Origin of the sequence: Aeromonas sp. QDB31 (assembly GCF_027707605.1) — a bacterium.
Lineage (GTDB): Bacteria > Pseudomonadota > Gammaproteobacteria > Enterobacterales > Aeromonadaceae > Aeromonas > Aeromonas media.
Genome location: NZ_JAPCIX010000007.1, coordinates 146,284 through 160,847 on the forward strand (window position 1 = coordinate 146,284; position 14,564 = coordinate 160,847).

The 14,564-nt window shown below is 64.4% G+C and carries 12 protein-coding genes; 6 read left to right on the forward strand and 6 right to left on the reverse strand.

Going from position 1 to position 14,564, the window contains the following annotated elements:
* The first annotated feature begins 9 nt into the window (after nucleotides 1-9).
* Complete coding sequence (gene malZ / locus PG898_RS09920) at nucleotides 10-1,839, forward strand: maltodextrin glucosidase (protein WP_270823863.1); 1,830 nt, start codon at nucleotides 10-12, stop codon at nucleotides 1,837-1,839.
* 64 nt (nucleotides 1,840-1,903) lie between these two features.
* Here malZ and PG898_RS09925 read toward each other — a convergent pair whose 3' ends face one another.
* On the reverse strand, nucleotides 1,904-2,437 hold the full coding sequence (locus PG898_RS09925; protein WP_005325467.1) for an ATP--cob(I)alamin adenosyltransferase: 534 nt from the start codon (nucleotides 2,435-2,437) through the stop codon (nucleotides 1,904-1,906).
* 85 nt (nucleotides 2,438-2,522) lie between these two features.
* Nucleotides 2,523-3,659: a DUF5610 domain-containing protein gene (locus PG898_RS09930; protein ID WP_171269511.1), complete on the reverse strand. Its 1,137-nt coding sequence runs from the start codon at nucleotides 3,657-3,659 to the stop codon at nucleotides 2,523-2,525.
* A gap of 169 nt (nucleotides 3,660-3,828) precedes the next feature.
* On the opposite strand from PG898_RS09930, the gene trmA reads away from it, so the two are divergent.
* From trmA to PG898_RS09950, 4 genes are all read left to right on the forward strand, one after another.
* On the forward strand, nucleotides 3,829-4,935 hold the full coding sequence (gene trmA / locus PG898_RS09935; RefSeq protein ID WP_270823862.1) for a tRNA (uridine(54)-C5)-methyltransferase TrmA: 1,107 nt from the start codon (nucleotides 3,829-3,831) through the stop codon (nucleotides 4,933-4,935).
* A 146-nt stretch (nucleotides 4,936-5,081) separates the two neighbouring features.
* Entirely contained in the window at nucleotides 5,082-5,792 is a 711-nt protein-coding gene (gene rstA, locus PG898_RS09940) for a two-component system response regulator RstA (RefSeq protein WP_161507724.1), read from the forward strand.
* A gap of 118 nt (nucleotides 5,793-5,910) precedes the next feature.
* Nucleotides 5,911-7,236, forward strand: coding sequence for a two-component system sensor histidine kinase RstB (gene rstB, locus PG898_RS09945; protein ID WP_270823861.1), 1,326 nt, complete (start codon nucleotides 5,911-5,913; stop codon nucleotides 7,234-7,236).
* 54 nt (nucleotides 7,237-7,290) lie between these two features.
* On the forward strand, nucleotides 7,291-7,470 hold the full coding sequence (locus PG898_RS09950) for a hypothetical protein (protein ID WP_042649209.1): 180 nt from the start codon (nucleotides 7,291-7,293) through the stop codon (nucleotides 7,468-7,470).
* A 66-nt stretch (nucleotides 7,471-7,536) separates the two neighbouring features.
* Here the strand turns inward: PG898_RS09950 and PG898_RS09955 are convergent, their stop codons facing one another.
* From PG898_RS09955 to rpmE, 3 genes are all read right to left on the reverse strand, one after another.
* Nucleotides 7,537-8,793 (reverse strand): malic enzyme-like NAD(P)-binding protein, encoded by a 1,257-nt coding sequence (locus PG898_RS09955; RefSeq protein ID WP_161507726.1) that lies wholly within the window; start codon nucleotides 8,791-8,793, stop codon nucleotides 7,537-7,539.
* Between the two features lie 179 nt (nucleotides 8,794-8,972).
* The gene (locus PG898_RS09960) at nucleotides 8,973-10,406 is read right to left on the reverse strand and encodes a DUF2867 domain-containing protein (RefSeq protein WP_270823860.1); all 1,434 of its coding nucleotides are present in this window, start codon (nucleotides 10,404-10,406) and stop codon (nucleotides 8,973-8,975) included.
* A gap of 126 nt (nucleotides 10,407-10,532) precedes the next feature.
* Nucleotides 10,533-10,748, reverse strand: coding sequence for a 50S ribosomal protein L31 (gene rpmE, locus PG898_RS09965; protein ID WP_041206593.1), 216 nt, complete (start codon nucleotides 10,746-10,748; stop codon nucleotides 10,533-10,535).
* A 147-nt stretch (nucleotides 10,749-10,895) separates the two neighbouring features.
* Between rpmE and priA the strand changes: the two genes are divergently transcribed.
* Nucleotides 10,896-13,103 (forward strand): primosomal protein N', encoded by a 2,208-nt coding sequence (gene priA / locus PG898_RS09970; protein ID WP_161507727.1) that lies wholly within the window; start codon nucleotides 10,896-10,898, stop codon nucleotides 13,101-13,103.
* A 190-nt stretch (nucleotides 13,104-13,293) separates the two neighbouring features.
* Here the strand turns inward: priA and ompA are convergent, their stop codons facing one another.
* Complete coding sequence (gene ompA, locus PG898_RS09975; protein ID WP_041206594.1) at nucleotides 13,294-14,415, reverse strand: porin OmpA; 1,122 nt, start codon at nucleotides 14,413-14,415, stop codon at nucleotides 13,294-13,296.
* Nucleotides 14,416-14,564: the final 149 nt, after the last annotated feature.

Here is a 14,564-nt window from a genome sequence, read left to right on the forward strand (position 1 = left end):
GTAGATACCATGACCCATCCCTTCCTGTTTCATCCCCAGGTGGCACCCTGGTTCAAAGAGAGTGCCGATACCCTGTTGCTCACCCTGTTCAGCGAGCTGGACGCCCCCATCCGCGAGGTGTGGCTGCGCCACGAGCCGGACAACGAGGAATATCTGGTAGCCATGCGCCCGGTTTCGACCCGGGACAGGCTGCAGGTCTGGCAGGTCGAGCTGCCGCTGGCCAAGGGGCAGGAGATCCACCTCTACTGCTTCAAGTGCCTCACCGACCAGGAGCAGTGGTGGCTGCACGGGGCGGGCGTCAGCGCCGCCATGCCGCCGCGGGAGCAGCATTTCCGCTTCAACAGCCATCACCAGCCGCCGACCTGGGTACAGGATCAGGTCTTCTACCAGATCTTCCCCGACCGCTTCTGCAACGGTGATCCGTCGCTGAGCGTCAAGCATCACGAGTACGAGTACCGCGGCAAGGCGGTCATCAGCAAGGCCTGGGGGGAGCCGGTCAGCCGCCACGAGGAGGGCCACGGCGCCTGCGAGTTCTACGGCGGGGATCTGGCGGGCATCGACGCCAAGCTGCACTACCTGCAGTCCCTCGGGGTGACGGCGCTCTACCTCAACCCCATCTTCGATTCGCCGAGCAACCACAAGTACGACACCCAAGACTACTTCAAGGTGGATGCGCACCTCGGCACCAACGCCCAGTTTGCCGAGCTGACCCGCAACCTGCACCAGCGCGGCATGAGGATCATCCTGGATGCCGTGGTCAACCACACCTCCACCGATCACCCCTGGTTCTGCCCGCCGCTGGGAGCCCAGAGCAACCCGGACTCCCCCTGGCGCAGCTTCTACACCTTCGACAAGGAAGGGGATTATGTCAGCTGGAAAGGCATCCGCAGCCTGCCCAAGCTGGATTTCTCCAGCGAACAGGTGCAGGACGCCGTGTATCGGGCAGACAACGCCATTCTGCGCTACTGGATGCGCGCCCCCTACCAGATCGATGGCTGGCGCTTCGACGTCATCCACATGCTGGGGGAGCGGGGCTCTGCCATGGGCAACAGCGGCCATGTGCGCGCCATTCGCGGCGCCGTCAAGCAGGAGAACCCGGATGCCTACGTGCTCGGCGAACACTTCTTCGAGGCGAGCCAGTGGCTGCAGGGGGATCAGGAGGACGGCGCCATGAACTACTACGGCTTCGCCCACCCCATCCGCGCCTTCCTGGCGGGGCAGGACATCGCCTATCACCCCATCAAGATCAGCGCCGAGGAGCTGGACAGATGGCTCAAGCTGGCCCGGGCCCATATCCCCTTCAAGAACCAGCTGGCCCAGTTCAACCTGCTGGACAGCCACGACACCGCCCGCTTCCTGCACCTGCTGGGGGAGGACAAGCAGCGCATGCGGCTCGCCGCCACCCTGCTCATCACCTATATCGGTGTGCCCTCCATCTACTACGGCGACGAAGTGGGGCTCTCAGGCGGCAACGATCCGGACTGCCGTCGCTGCTTCCCCTGGGACACCACAGACTGGGATCATGTGCTGCACGATCACTACCGCCGCCTGATCCAGATCCGCAAGCAGCGTCCGGCCCTGCGCCGGGGGGACATCCAGACCCTCTACGCCGGCCCTCACAGCTATGTGTTTGCCCGGACCCTGCAAAGCGATCAGGTGGTGGTGGCCTGCAACCGCCACCCCACGGAGCCGCGCACCATCAGCCTGCCCCTGTGGCAGACCGCCAGCCCCGCCAGCCGCTTCACCGACGCCTTCAACGGCGACAAGTTCGAGGTGGTGCAAGGGGAGGTGCAGCTCACCATACCGGCCAACTCGGCCAGGGTGCTGCTGTCGAGCTGACAACAAAAACCGGAGCCCAAGGCTCCGGTTTTTCTTCATGTTGCTTCGGCAAACCCCGGCAACCTCAGTAGTTGATGCTGACGTAGGGGACTTCCGGCACATTCCACGCCTGCTTGAGGTAGACGGTCAGCACGAAGAAGAAGTTGGCCAGCAGGTTGGCGAAGCGATAGAGGATGGAGTCGAAGCGCACGCCGCTCTCTTCGAGGCGCACCAGCAGGCGCACCACCTTCTTGCTGCCGCAGCGGCACAGGTGCAGGGTGGGGATGGGCTGGGGCCCCTGAGGCAGCACGAAGCCGGTCACCCGGCCGCGGCTCGCCTCGTTGTAGTGATCGTAACGCCCCTTCAGCCAGTCCAGATCCTCCTCGAAGATCCCGAGCCTGCCGCGCACCGAGCCGTTGAGGTTGTAGATGAGTCGTTGCAGGGTCGCCAGATCCGCCAGCACGGGCCGGGTATCCTCATCCGGCACCAGATGGGAGAGCACGGCCCCCACCTGACAGCAGAGCTCGTCAGTGGCGATCTCGTAGTCACACTGGAACTGGGTCTCGAAGATGAAGGGGTAGCAGAGCTCGCGCTTGTCTCTTGGCTTCTTGGGGTTCATGGCATCGTCTGGCTGGAGAAAAGGGCAGTGTGCCAGCCCGGGCCCGGGCTGGCAAACGCCGCATCAGAGAGGTGACGAACCGGGATCAGGTGGTCGCCATCTGCTGGCCGAGCAGCCTCATGGCCTCCAGCATCCGCTGGTTGAAGCCCATGAAACCGGCGCCCTCTGCCCCCTCACTCTGGCCTCGCGCCGCCAGTACCGCAGGGGTCAACGCCTGCTGCTGGGCAGGCGGCAACAGGGCATCGGCCTGCTGCTGCAACTGGCTCAGCTTCGGCAGATAGTCCGCCAGCGGCTTGAGGCCCTCCTGCAGCGAATGGGCCCCCTGATAGGTCTGGCTCAAGCGGGCCGACTGCTTGAGCTTGAGGGAGTAGGAGGCCAGCTGACTGTCGTCCAGTTGCAACCCGTCCAGCCTGTCGGCCAGGGTCTTGCCCTCCCCGCCTCCGAAGAACTGGCCAGCCAGCTCGTCCAGCCCCTTGACCAGTTTGCCGATGGCCTCCATCTCGCCACTGTCGAGATCCCCCTCCAGGGAGAAGTCGAAGCTCTGGCTCGACTTGAGGCTGAACTGGCTGCCGCTCCCGTCGTTACGGGACTTGAACTGCCAGCTGTCGCTGAACCTCAGCATCACCTTGTCCCCGTCCCGGGTCTCGATCTCGAGGAAGGCCTGCTGCCGACTGGCCATCTTGGCCGCCCCGAGATCCGTGGTCGAGACCTCGCCGAAGAACTCTTGCTCGAAGGACTCCAGCCCCTCCTGGATCAGCTTGTAACTCTGATCCATACCGGTCTTGATGTCCTCGTTGTCCGCCCAGTCCCCGAGCTGCTTTCTGGCGTCGCCGAAGCCCATGTCCACGCCTTTGCGGGCCTGCTCCATCATCTTGGCCAGATCCTCATCCGACTTGCCGTCGGCACGGGCCGCGCCCAGCCGTCCGGTGACAAACTGCAGCACGTTGTCCGCCACCGTCTCGTAATCGAACAAGGTCTCCGGGGTGATCGCCTCTGGCGGATCCAGCTTGAACTCCTGACTCTTGGGGGCCTGATAATGCTGGCCATTGATCTCCAGCGCGAATTGCAGCGCCTGCTGGATCAGCACCTGGGCCCACTTCGGGGGCTTGTTCAGGGAGACCTCATCCCCTTTGTCCGCCGTTTTCGACTCTGCCTGTTGAGGCGATTTGGGAGCAATGCCCACTCCCTTGGGTTGGGCTGCGCCCATGCCATCGATCTGCATCATCACTCTCCCGCCATATTGGTGGATCGGTTATCGGCCCGACTGGCCACTTCTTGACCACAAAAAACTTGGACAATCCGCGACGGCCTTTTAAAATCCCCACCCTTTGGTTGGCTGCGGCCTTCCCCCGGTTTCTGCCCGGCCCTGCCGGTGTGCATCTGAGGTATCTATGACCCAATCCCAGCGGACCCCCGCCGACTACCAGGCCCAGCTCGACGAGAAGCGCGATCGCCTCACCCAGCTGTTCGCCGACTTCAATCCGCCCGCGCTTGAGGTCCATGCCTCCCCCGCCGAGCACTACCGGATGCGCGCCGAGTTCCGCATCTGGCACGAGGGGGATGACCTCTTCCACTGCATGTATGCCCAGGCCACCAAGGAGATCATCCGGGTCGACAGCTTCCCCACCGCCAGCCTGCTCATCAACCGGCTGATGCAGGTGCTGCTGGCAGGGCTGCGCCCGCACCCCGTACTGCGCCGCAAGCTGTTCCAGATAGACTACCTCTCCACCCAGTCCGGCCAGCTGTGCGTCAGCCTGCTCTACCACCGCAAGCTGGAGGCGGAGTGGCAGCAGGCTGCCGAGGCCCTGCAGGCCGACCTGCGGGCCCAGGGGTTCGATCTGCAACTGATTGGCCGCTCCCACAAGCAGAAGATCTGCCTGGGAGAGGAGTTCGTCATCGAGCGGCTCAACGTGCAGGGGCGCGAGCTGGTCTACAAACAGGTGGAGAACAGCTTCACCCAACCCAATGCCGCCATCAACGAGCAGATGCTGGGCTGGGCGCTGGACGTGACCAAAGGCAGCGAGGGTGACCTGCTGGAGCTCTACTGCGGCAACGGCAACTTCTCCATCGCCCTGGCCCAGAACTTCCGCAAGGTGCTGGCCACCGAGATCGCCAAGCCGAGCGTGGATTCAGCCCAGTACAACATCGCCGCCAACGGGGTCGACAACCTGATCATCCTGCGCATGTCGGCGGAGGAGTTCACCATGGCGATGCGCGGCGAGCGGGAGTTCAACCGCCTCAAGGGGGTCGATCTCGGCGCTTACCAGTGCAACACCATCTTCGTCGACCCGCCCCGTGCCGGCCTTGACGACGCCACGGTCAAGCTGGTGCAGGAGTACGACAACATTCTCTACATCTCCTGCAACCCGGAGACCCTGCAGGCCAACATGGCGGTCCTCGGCGAGACCCACGAGATCGCCCGCTTCGCCCTGTTCGACCAGTTCCCCTGGACCCACCACATGGAGGCCGGGGTCTATCTGCGCCGCAAGGCAGGCTGATACCGCAGGGACGCCAATCCCCTTCGACAGGCAGAATGAGAACAGGGCCTCGGGCCCTGTTTGATTAGTTATCCCGGTGCAGAGCGCTGGCGCAGCCGTTATGCTGGCGACACGCGCATTCGCGCCATAGCCGGGGCCACGCCACCATGCCACGCGTTCTGTTTGTTGAAGATGATCCCGACATAGGCCAGCTCATCAGCAGCTGGCTCGGTCGCCACGACATAGAAGTGCTGCTGGAGAGCCGGGGCGATCTGGCGCTCGCCAGGGTGGAGGTCGAGCAGCCCGACCTGGTGCTGCTCGACATCATGCTGCCGGGACAGGACGGCCTCTCCCTGTGCCGGGATCTGCGCCCGCGTTTTGCCGGTCCCATCGTCATGCTCACTTCGCTGGACAGCGACATGAACCAGATCCTCAGTCTGGAGCTGGGGGCCAACGACTACATCCTCAAGACCACGCCGCCCCCCGTGCTGCTGGCCCGGCTGCGGGTCCAGTTCCGCCAGCAGGGGCTGCGGGCATCCCAACCACTCGCTCCCAGCCCCCCGCCCCAGCGCCTGCAGTTCGGCCGGTTGCAGATCGACGGGCCGGGCCGGGACGTGCGCCTCGACGGCGACAGCATTCCGCTCTCCACCGCCGATTTCGATCTCCTGTGGGAGCTGGCCTGCCACGCCGGCCAGATCCTGGGGCGGGAGGCGCTGTTTCGCAGCCTGCGCGGTCGCGACTACGACGGCCAGGATCGCAGCATGGACGTGGCCATCTCCCGCCTGCGCCGCCGGCTTGGGGATGACAGCAACAACCCGACCCGGATCAAGACGGTGCGCCAGAAGGGTTATCTGCTGGTGCCCCAGGCCTGGGAATAAACAGTTACCGAATGACCTTGATGCTCTCTGCTCCCAGCTCCCCTTGCGGGAGAAGGGTTGGCGATGAGGGGATAACAAAACAACGCCAAGACGCAATCCAGGCAAGAGGAGAGCCTCCATGCGACGCCTGTTTATCCAGTTCTACCTGCTGCTGATCGGCTGCTTCGGCCTCGCCATCCTGCTCATCGGTCTGGTCTATCAGGTCAGTGCCGAGCGGGCGGGAGATCGCTATCTGGAGCGGATGATGCAGGGCTCCCTCGGCCTGCTCACCGGCGAGCTGGCCCGCTTGCCGCCGGAACACTGGCCCGCCCGCATGGCGGAGCAGAGCCGCCAGCTCACCCTGCCGCTGCAGATCGGCGCCCTCGCCAACCAGCCGCTGGCCAACGAGGATCAGGCCTTCCTGGAGGCTGGCAACATCGTCATCGTCGAGGAGGATGACACCTTCCTGCAGCGCATTCCGGGCACCGATCAGGTGCTGATCGTCGGCCCTGTGCCCTATCTATCCTACCTGCACGAGCTGCACTGGGTCGACGTGGGGCTGCTGCTGGTCATCGGTCTCTCGCTGGGGCTGCCGATCCTGCTCTGGCTGCGTCCGCACTGGCGCGGCCTGCAGCAGCTCGAACAGACAGCCCGGCGGGTCGGCGATGGGGATCTCTCCAGCCGCACCGGCCTGCCCCCCGGCAGCAGCCTGGGCCGGGTGGGCCGCACCTTCGATCAGATGACGGAGCAGTTGCAGGCCATGCTGGCCAGCCGCAAGCAGCTGACCGACGCCATCGCACACGAGCTGCGCACCCCCCTGGTGCGGCTGCGCTACCGGCTCGCCATGCTGGCCGAGCCTCCCACGGCCGAGGAGCAGCAGGGGCTGGAGCGGGATCTCGGCGCGCTGGACGCCCTCATCGAGGAGATGCTCACCTACGCCAGGCTCGATCGCCCCGAGCTGCCGCTGCAGTGCAGCGAGCTGGAACTGGCCAGCTGGGCCGGCAGCCGCCTCGCCGACTGGCAGGCGCTGCGGCCGGACAAACGGCTCGACTTCGTGCGCCCGGCCATGGCCCTGCCCTGGCGCGGCGATACTCGCCTGCTGGATCGGGCGCTGGAGAACCTCATCGGCAACGCCCTGCGCCACGCCGCCGGCCGGGTGAGCCTCGCCATGAGTCGGCAGCAGGATAACTATCTGCTGGAGGTGGCCGACGACGGCCCCGGTATCGATCCCGCGCTGGCGCCCCAGATCTTCGAGCCCTTCGTGCGGCTGGATCAGAGCCGGGACAGGCGCACCGGCGGCACCGGGCTCGGTCTCGCCATAGTGCGCAGCATCGCCCGCCACCACGGCGGCGAGGTACAGCTGCTCCCGAGCAGCAGCGGTACCCGCTTCTGCCTCAGACTGCCCGTACATTTGGATACAAACCGTCACCAGTCGCTCACTGAACCACAGGTCGAACAGCCCTAGGATGACGTCATGGAGAGCCGCTCCATGTCATCAACCCGAACGAGGAACTGGAATATGAAAAAGCTGATCCCCCTGAGCCTGGCCGCTGTCTTCGCCCTGACCTCCGGCTTCACCATGGCTGCCACCCCGACCAAGGCTGCCGCCCCCCACGCGACCCAGACCAAGGTGGTGAAAAAGCATCACAAGGCGACCCATGCCGCACCGGCCGTGAAAGTGGCCCCCAAGACCAAGTAACAGGCGCACAAGCTCCCAATGAAAAGGGGCCCCATCATGGGGCCCCTTTTGTCGTGCTCAGGCGGTTCAATCTTGCATGTAATCTGCCGGCAGTGCGATGCGCGCCACGCCGGAGGCCACCGCCGCCAGCGCCACGGCGCGGGCCACGCGGGGCAACAGACGGGCATCCATCGGCTTGGGAATGACGTAATCCTTGCCGAAGGTGAGCTCACTCACCCCGGCGGCGGTCAGCACCTCGGCCGGGACCGGCTCCTTGACCAGGCCGCGAATGGCCTCCACCGCCGCTACCTTCATGGCGTCGTTGATGCGGCTAGCGCGCGCATCCAGGGCGCCGCGGAAGATGAAGGGGAAGCAGATGACGTTGTTGATCTGGTTCGGATAGTCCGAGCGACCCGTGCCCATGATGAGATCGCTACGTACCGAGTGCGCCAGGGCCGGCTTGATCTCGGGATCCGGGTTGGAGCAGGCGAAGATCACCGGGTTGGGGGCCATCAGCGCCACCGCCTCGGCAGGCAGCACGTCCGGGCCGGAGACGCCGACAAACACGTCCGCCCCGTCGATGACATCCATCAGGGTACGCAGCGGAGTCTCGTTGGCGAAGCGCTGCTTGTACTGGTTGAGATCGGTGCGACCGGTGTGGATCACCCCCTGACGGTCCAGCATGAAGATGTTGTGTGGCGCGGCGCCACACTTGATCAGCAGGTCCATGCAGGCGGTGGCGGCGGCACCGGCGCCCATGCAGACGATGCGGCTCTGTTCGATGTGCTTGCCCTGCACTTCCAGCGCGTTGAGCAGGCCGGCGGCGGTGACGATGGCGGTGCCGTGCTGATCATCGTGGAACACCGGGATGTCGCAGCGTTCGATCAGCGCCTGCTCTATCTCGAAGCACTCGGGGGCCTTGATGTCTTCCAGGTTGATGCCACCGAAGGTGTCGGCGATGGCCGCGACAGTGTCGATGAACTGCGCACTGGTCTCGTGTTTCACTTCGATGTCGATGGCGTCAATGCCGGCGAAACGCTTGAACAGCAGGGCCTTGCCCTCCATCACCGGTTTGGAGGCCAACGGCCCCAGATTGCCCAGCCCCAGGATGGCGGTGCCGTTGGAGATGACGGCCACCAGGTTGCCCTTGCCGGTGTAACGGTAGGCATCGGCCGGGTTGGCGGCGATCTCGCGCACCGGCTCGGCGACGCCCGGGCTGTAGGCCAGCGCCAGATCGCGGGCGGTCTCGGCGGGTTTGGTAAGGGCGATGGCTATCTTGCCGGGAATGGGTTGGGCGTGGTAATCGAGCGCTTGTTGACGAAGATCGTGACGCAGATCGGACATGGGGGACCCCGATACGGAAGTGAATGTGGTGGTGCATTGGCTCGCCACAGGCGAGGGCTCGGGATCATAAAGAAAACCATCGGGCTTTCACAGTAGAAAGTATTGCCGTTATCCACCAATGAGCCAATCAACAGCACGTATCACCGACAATGAATACCCATTTAGTTATAGATATGGTTTCAATCCATCACGGGTATACCGGCCCTCTGCTCCGCCTGACGGGCGATGGCCTCCGTCATCCCCTGGAAGATGAAGAGGTGGAAGGGCAGCATGGCGAGCCAGTAGGCCAGCCCCCAGGCACCCTGAGGGTGCCAGTGGGCGGTCACCCGCAGCCGGGTCAGGCCGGACTCCTGGGGCTGGATGTTGAACTCCAGCCGCCCGACACCGGGGGCCTTCATGTTGAACAGCAGATCCAGCCTGCGCCCCTCGTCCACCCCGAGGATCTGCCAGGAGTCCAGCATGTCCCCCTTCACGAAACGATCCGGATTGGTGCGGCCCCGGGTGAGCGCCGGGCCTCCTATCAGGTGATCCATCCATTCGCGCACCACCCACAGCTCGTTCATGTAGAAGTAGCGCTGCTCGCCCCCCAGCTGCTGCAGTACCTGCCACACCACCTCGGGCGAGGCGAGGCACTCGGCCTCACCGCTGGCGGTACGGTCGTAAAAACCGTACTCGGGGTGACGCCAGCGCAAGCCGAGCGGCGTCTCCTGGCCCTGCTGCTCGGCGCCGAGCTTCTGCTCCAGCGCCAGGCTCTCCGTCAGCGCTTCGTCGAAGCTGAGCAGGTGCTGGGGCAGCAAGGCCCGCAGCGGGCCGTCATCGGCCGGGATGTCGTGCTTGAGGCCACCCACCAGCGCCTTGGCAATGGGTTGGGGCACCGAGGTGGCAAACTGCAGCCACCAGGCGGAGAGTCGGGGGCTCAGGAAGGGGATGGGGATGATGGGGCAGCGTTTGCCGATGTGGGCGGCAAACTTCTGCAACTGCTGCTGGTAGCTGAGCAGCTCGGGGCCCGCCGCGTTGAAGATGCGGCCATCCACCCCGTCTGCCTCCACCAGTCCGCCCAGATAGTACAACAGGTTGGAGAGGGCGATGGGGGGCGTGCGGGAGCGCACCCACTTCGGCGTCACCATCATCGGCAGGTTGAACACCAGATCCCGCATCACCTCGAACGCCGCCGAGCCCGGGCCTATAATGATGCCGGCACGCAGCTCCACCGTGGGTACACCCGCCTCTCGAAACAGCTCGCCGCAGTGGCGGCGGGAGTTGAGGTGGCGGCTGTTGCAGGGGATCGGCTGTATGGCCCCCAGATAGATGATGCGGCGCACCCCGGCGGCGCGGGCGGCGGCGGCGAAGTTCTTCACCCCCTGCTGCTCCAACCGGTGAAAACCGGCGCCTGCCCCCATGGCGTGCACCAGATAGAAGACGGTGTCCACCCCGGCAAGGGCCGGCAGCAGGGTGATGGGCTTGAGGCTGTCGGCGAGACGGAACTCCACCCCCTCAGGCAGACGGCAGGGGCGGCGCGCACCGGCGATCACCCTGTAGCCCAACCCTTGCAGGTGGGGTACCAGATAGGAACCTATGTAACCCGCCGCCCCCATCACCAGACAGTTCCGCATTCCGACACTCCTTGCCATCCCCCATGGACTCGCACCCACCATAGGGCAAAGCGAGGCAATACAGAACGCCAACAAGCAAAAAAGGCGCCCGATGGGCGCCTTTTTCAGAATTCTTCAGAAGCAAGATTACTTCTTGGCAGTCAGACCACCGAAACGCTTGTTGAACTTGTCTACGCGGCCGCCGCTAGAAACTTCTTTCTGCTTGCCGGTATAGAACGGGTGGCACTCGGAGCACACGTCCAGGTTCAGATCTTTACCCAGGGTAGAGAAGGTGTTGATCACGTTACCGCAAGAGCACTTGGCGGTGATGGCTACGTAGTCAGGATGGATACCAGCTTTCATGGACAACCTCGATTATAGGCCGTGTCGCCATCCGATCTCTTGTCGGACACCACACGATTGTTGAACACAGTTTCAAAGGCTGCGAATAATATAGGAAATGCCTGAGTTCAGGCAAGTGGCTTCGCAGAAAAAATAGGCAACCTTTTGGTGGATTCATCGCAAACGCTTGATCTGGTTCGTGTCGCTGTCCCGGTGCCGTTGCGCCGTCACTTCGACTATCTCTCCCCTTTGCCCTTGCCTGCCCCCGGTTGCCGGGTCGAGATCCCGTTCGGTCCCCAGACCCTGGTCGGCCTGGTGGTGGATCACCCGACCGAGAGTCAGGTGCCGCGCAACAAGCTCAAGCCCATCAAGCGAGTGCTTGATAGATCCCCCGTGCTGGGGCCGGATATCCTGGCGCTGATGGCCTGGAGCGCCAGCTACTACCAGCATCCGCTGGGTGAAGTGCTGCCCCACGCCCTGCCGGTGCTGGTGCGCAAGGGAGAGCCCGCCGCCTACCGGGAGCTGGAGTTCTGGTTTGTAACAGAAGCCGGGATGGCTATCGATCTCAACGAACTCAAGCGGGCGGCCAAGCAGCAGCAGGCGCTCGCCCTGCTGCGCAAGGGGCCCCAGACGCCGTCTGCGCTCAAACAGGAGGAGATCCATAGCGCCGCACTCACCGCCCTGGAGAAGAAGGGACTGCTCGAGAAGCGCAGCCTGGAGCCGAGCCATGACGGCGACTGGGCAACCCATTTTGACGCTGGCGAGGGGTTGCGCCTCAACGGCGAGCAGGCGCTGGCGGTGGCTGCCGTCACCAGCCAGAGCGACAAGTTCGGTGCCTTCCTGCTGGACGGCATCACGGGCTCCGGCAAGACCGAGGTTTACCTGAGCATCCTCGAGCCGTTGCTCAAGGCGGGCAGGCAGGCCCTGGTGATGGTGCCGGAGATCGGCCTCACCCCGCAGACCATCAACCGCTTCCGGCGCCGCTTCAAGGTGCCCGTGGTGGCGATGAACTCCGCCATGAACGACAGGGAGCGGCTCGATGCCTGGCTCGCCTGCCGCGACGGCGGAGCCGCCATCCTGATCGGCACCCGCTCCGCGGTGTTCACCCCGTTTCACAACCTCGGCATCATCATCATCGACGAGGAACACGACGGCTCCTTCAAGCAACAGGACGGTTTTCGCTACCACGCGCGGGATCTCGCCGTGATGCGGGCCCATCGCGCTGGCATCCCCATCCTGCTTGGCTCGGCCACCCCCTCGCTGGAGACCCTGCACAATGCCAGAACTGGCAAGTATCATCACCTCAGCCTGACGCGGCGTGCCGGCAACGCCCAGACCGCCCGCCAGGTGATCCTCGACATCAAGAGCGTGCGGCTGCAGGCCGGGCTTTCCCCCCAGCTGGAGCAGCTGATGGCGGAACATCTGGCGGCGGGCAATCAGGTGATGCTGTTTCTCAACCGCCGTGGTTATGCACCCGCCCTCATCTGCCATCAATGCGGCTGGAGCGCCGCCTGCGAGCGCTGCGATGCCTGGTACACCTGGCATCAGGCCGGGCGGCGACTGCATTGCCACCACTGCGACAGCGTGCGCCCGCTGCCCCATCACTGCCCCGAGTGTGGCAGCAACGAGCTCATCGGCTCCGGTGTGGGTACCGAGCAGCTGGAGCAGCTGCTCACCACGGTATTCCCCCAATACCCTGTGGTGCGCATCGATCGGGACAACACCCGCCGCAAGGGGGAGCTGGAGACCCACCTCGGCGACATCAAGGCGGGCAAGTACAAGATCCTGATCGGCACCCAGATGCTGGCCAAGGGCCACCACTTCCCGGATGTGACGCTGGTGGGTCTGCTGGATGTGGATGGCGCCCTGTTTTCCGCCGATTTTCGCGCCGCCGAGAAGCTGGCCCAGCTCTACACCCAGGTGGCGGGGCGCGCCGGGCGCGCCAGCAAGCCCGGGCTGGTGGTGTTGCAGAGCCACCACCCCGAGCACGCCCTGCTGCAGGATCTGACCCAGAACGGTTACGGCCATTTCGCGGATACCGCGCTCAAGGAGCGCCGCCTGCTGGGGCTGCCGCCATTCAGCTATCAGGGACTGTTCCGGGCCGAGGCCAACGGCCGTGACGAGGTGCAGCTGTTCCTCACCCGTCTCGCCGATACCCTGCGCAGCGCCCGTTATCCCCAGGTGCAGGTGCTGGGGCCCATCAGCGGCTTCATGGAGCGCAAGGCGGGCAAGTTTCGCATGCAGCTGCTGGTGCAGGGGCCGAACCGGGCACCCCTGGCACAACTGCTGGATTGGGCGGTGAAGGAGCTGGACGGCTGGCCGGAGACCAAGCGGGTGCGCTGGAGCCTGGACATCGACCCCACGGAGTTGAATTAAACCGCCACCCTCACCAGCCGCCAGCCGCGTTTTTCTTATCGCGCGTCTGATTACGCCACCTTGCGGCTAATCAAGCCTAGGGTCTTTCCCCCTTCACCCTCGCGGCAGAAGGGTTGGGGATCAGGGGGAACCAGAACACAACGAGGGGGCCAAGGCCCCCTCGTTGTGTTTATCCCATGACTGTTCCGGCTTATTCGGCGGCCTGGGAGACCCCGGTCAGCCGCACCTCGACCCGGCGATCCGGCGCCAGACAGGCGATCATCTGCGCCTTGGCACCATCCGGGCAACTGCCCCCCGTCACCGGGGAAGATTCACCACGCCCCTCGGCGCGCACCTTGTCGGCAAACAGTCCCTTGGCGATGAGATAGTCCGCCACGCTGCGGGCACGCTGCTCGGACAGGGACTGGTTGTACGCATCGGAGCCGATGCGGTCGGTGTGGCCGATCACGGTCGCCACCCCATCCTTCGGATTGGCGGCCAGGATCTGGGCAAACAGGTTATCCAGTGCCTGGCTGGCCTCGGGCTTCAGGGTTGCCTTGTTGAATTCGAACAGCACATCCGAATCCAGACTGAACTGTTTCTCCACCAGCACAGGGGCCGGGGCGGGCTCGGGGGCCGGTGTGGGCACCACAGGTTCGTCGCCGATCTGGCCGAAGCGGTAGAGCATGCCGACAGACAGCAGGCCGTTGTCCAGCTCTATGCCGGATTCATCCAGCGAGTCCTTGCCGAGCGGCGTGGTGTACTGGTATTCGAGGCGGGCAGCCCAATCCTTGTCGATGGCATATTCGATGCCCAATGCCCCCACAAAGGCGGCACCGTGATACTTGCCCCCGCCCGATGCCGAGAGGTTGCTGGTGCCATCGTTGGCCCAGGCACTGATAGAGCTGTCGGTCCAGGCATAGGCACCGCCCAGCCGACCGTAGATATCCAGGGCCTCGGTCGCCGGGAAGCCGATCTTCATGGTGGCCTGGATCATCTGGGCCTTGGCCTCCCCATCCAGTCCTGCCTCGACCCCGTTACTGCTGAAGCGCTGATCGACCTGATACTTGCCGAGCCAGTCATAGCCGAGCTCGACGGCCACGTTGCGGTTTACCTGATAGCCGGCGAATGCCCCCAGACCGAGATCGCTATGGTCCTGGCCAGGATCAAAGGCATCGAGCAGCTCCTTGACCTGATCGTCGTAATCCACCCCGTAAAAATTGGACCAGCCAGCCTTGCCACCGACATACCAGGTATTGTCCTGGGCGGCGGCCTGCACCGTCCCCGTTGCCATCAACGCGCCGATCAGGACGGCGAGCATAGATCTGTTCATGGATGAGCCCCTGCAATGAATTGTTATGACGCGGATGCGCCTCTCTTCCCTGACGGGGCCCCGAACCCAAGCCCCATACTCAGATTATCCCATCTGTCACTAGCCTCAAATGACAAAACTCTCGGGAGTGTGAGCTCGCTTGCATTCTG

Excerpts from the sequence above, each read along its gene's own strand:
- malZ (WP_270823863.1), top strand. The coding sequence starts at position 10 with ATGACCCATCCCTTCCTGTTTCATCCCCAGGTGGCACCCTGGTTCAAA.
- PG898_RS09925 (WP_005325467.1), bottom strand. The coding sequence starts at position 2,437 with ATGAACCCCAAGAAGCCAAGAGACAAGCGCGAGCTCTGCTACCCCTTC.
- PG898_RS09930 (WP_171269511.1), bottom strand. The coding sequence starts at position 3,659 with ATGCAGATCGATGGCATGGGCGCAGCCCAACCCAAGGGAGTGGGCATT.
- trmA (WP_270823862.1), top strand. The coding sequence starts at position 3,829 with ATGACCCAATCCCAGCGGACCCCCGCCGACTACCAGGCCCAGCTCGAC.
- rstA (WP_161507724.1), top strand. The coding sequence starts at position 5,082 with ATGCCACGCGTTCTGTTTGTTGAAGATGATCCCGACATAGGCCAGCTC.
- rstB (WP_270823861.1), top strand. The coding sequence starts at position 5,911 with ATGCGACGCCTGTTTATCCAGTTCTACCTGCTGCTGATCGGCTGCTTC.
- PG898_RS09950 (WP_042649209.1), top strand. The coding sequence starts at position 7,291 with ATGAAAAAGCTGATCCCCCTGAGCCTGGCCGCTGTCTTCGCCCTGACC.
- PG898_RS09955 (WP_161507726.1), bottom strand. The coding sequence starts at position 8,793 with ATGTCCGATCTGCGTCACGATCTTCGTCAACAAGCGCTCGATTACCAC.
- PG898_RS09960 (WP_270823860.1), bottom strand. The coding sequence starts at position 10,406 with ATGCGGAACTGTCTGGTGATGGGGGCGGCGGGTTACATAGGTTCCTAT.
- rpmE (WP_041206593.1), bottom strand. The coding sequence starts at position 10,748 with ATGAAAGCTGGTATCCATCCTGACTACGTAGCCATCACCGCCAAGTGC.
- ompA (WP_041206594.1), bottom strand. The coding sequence starts at position 14,415 with ATGAACAGATCTATGCTCGCCGTCCTGATCGGCGCGTTGATGGCAACG.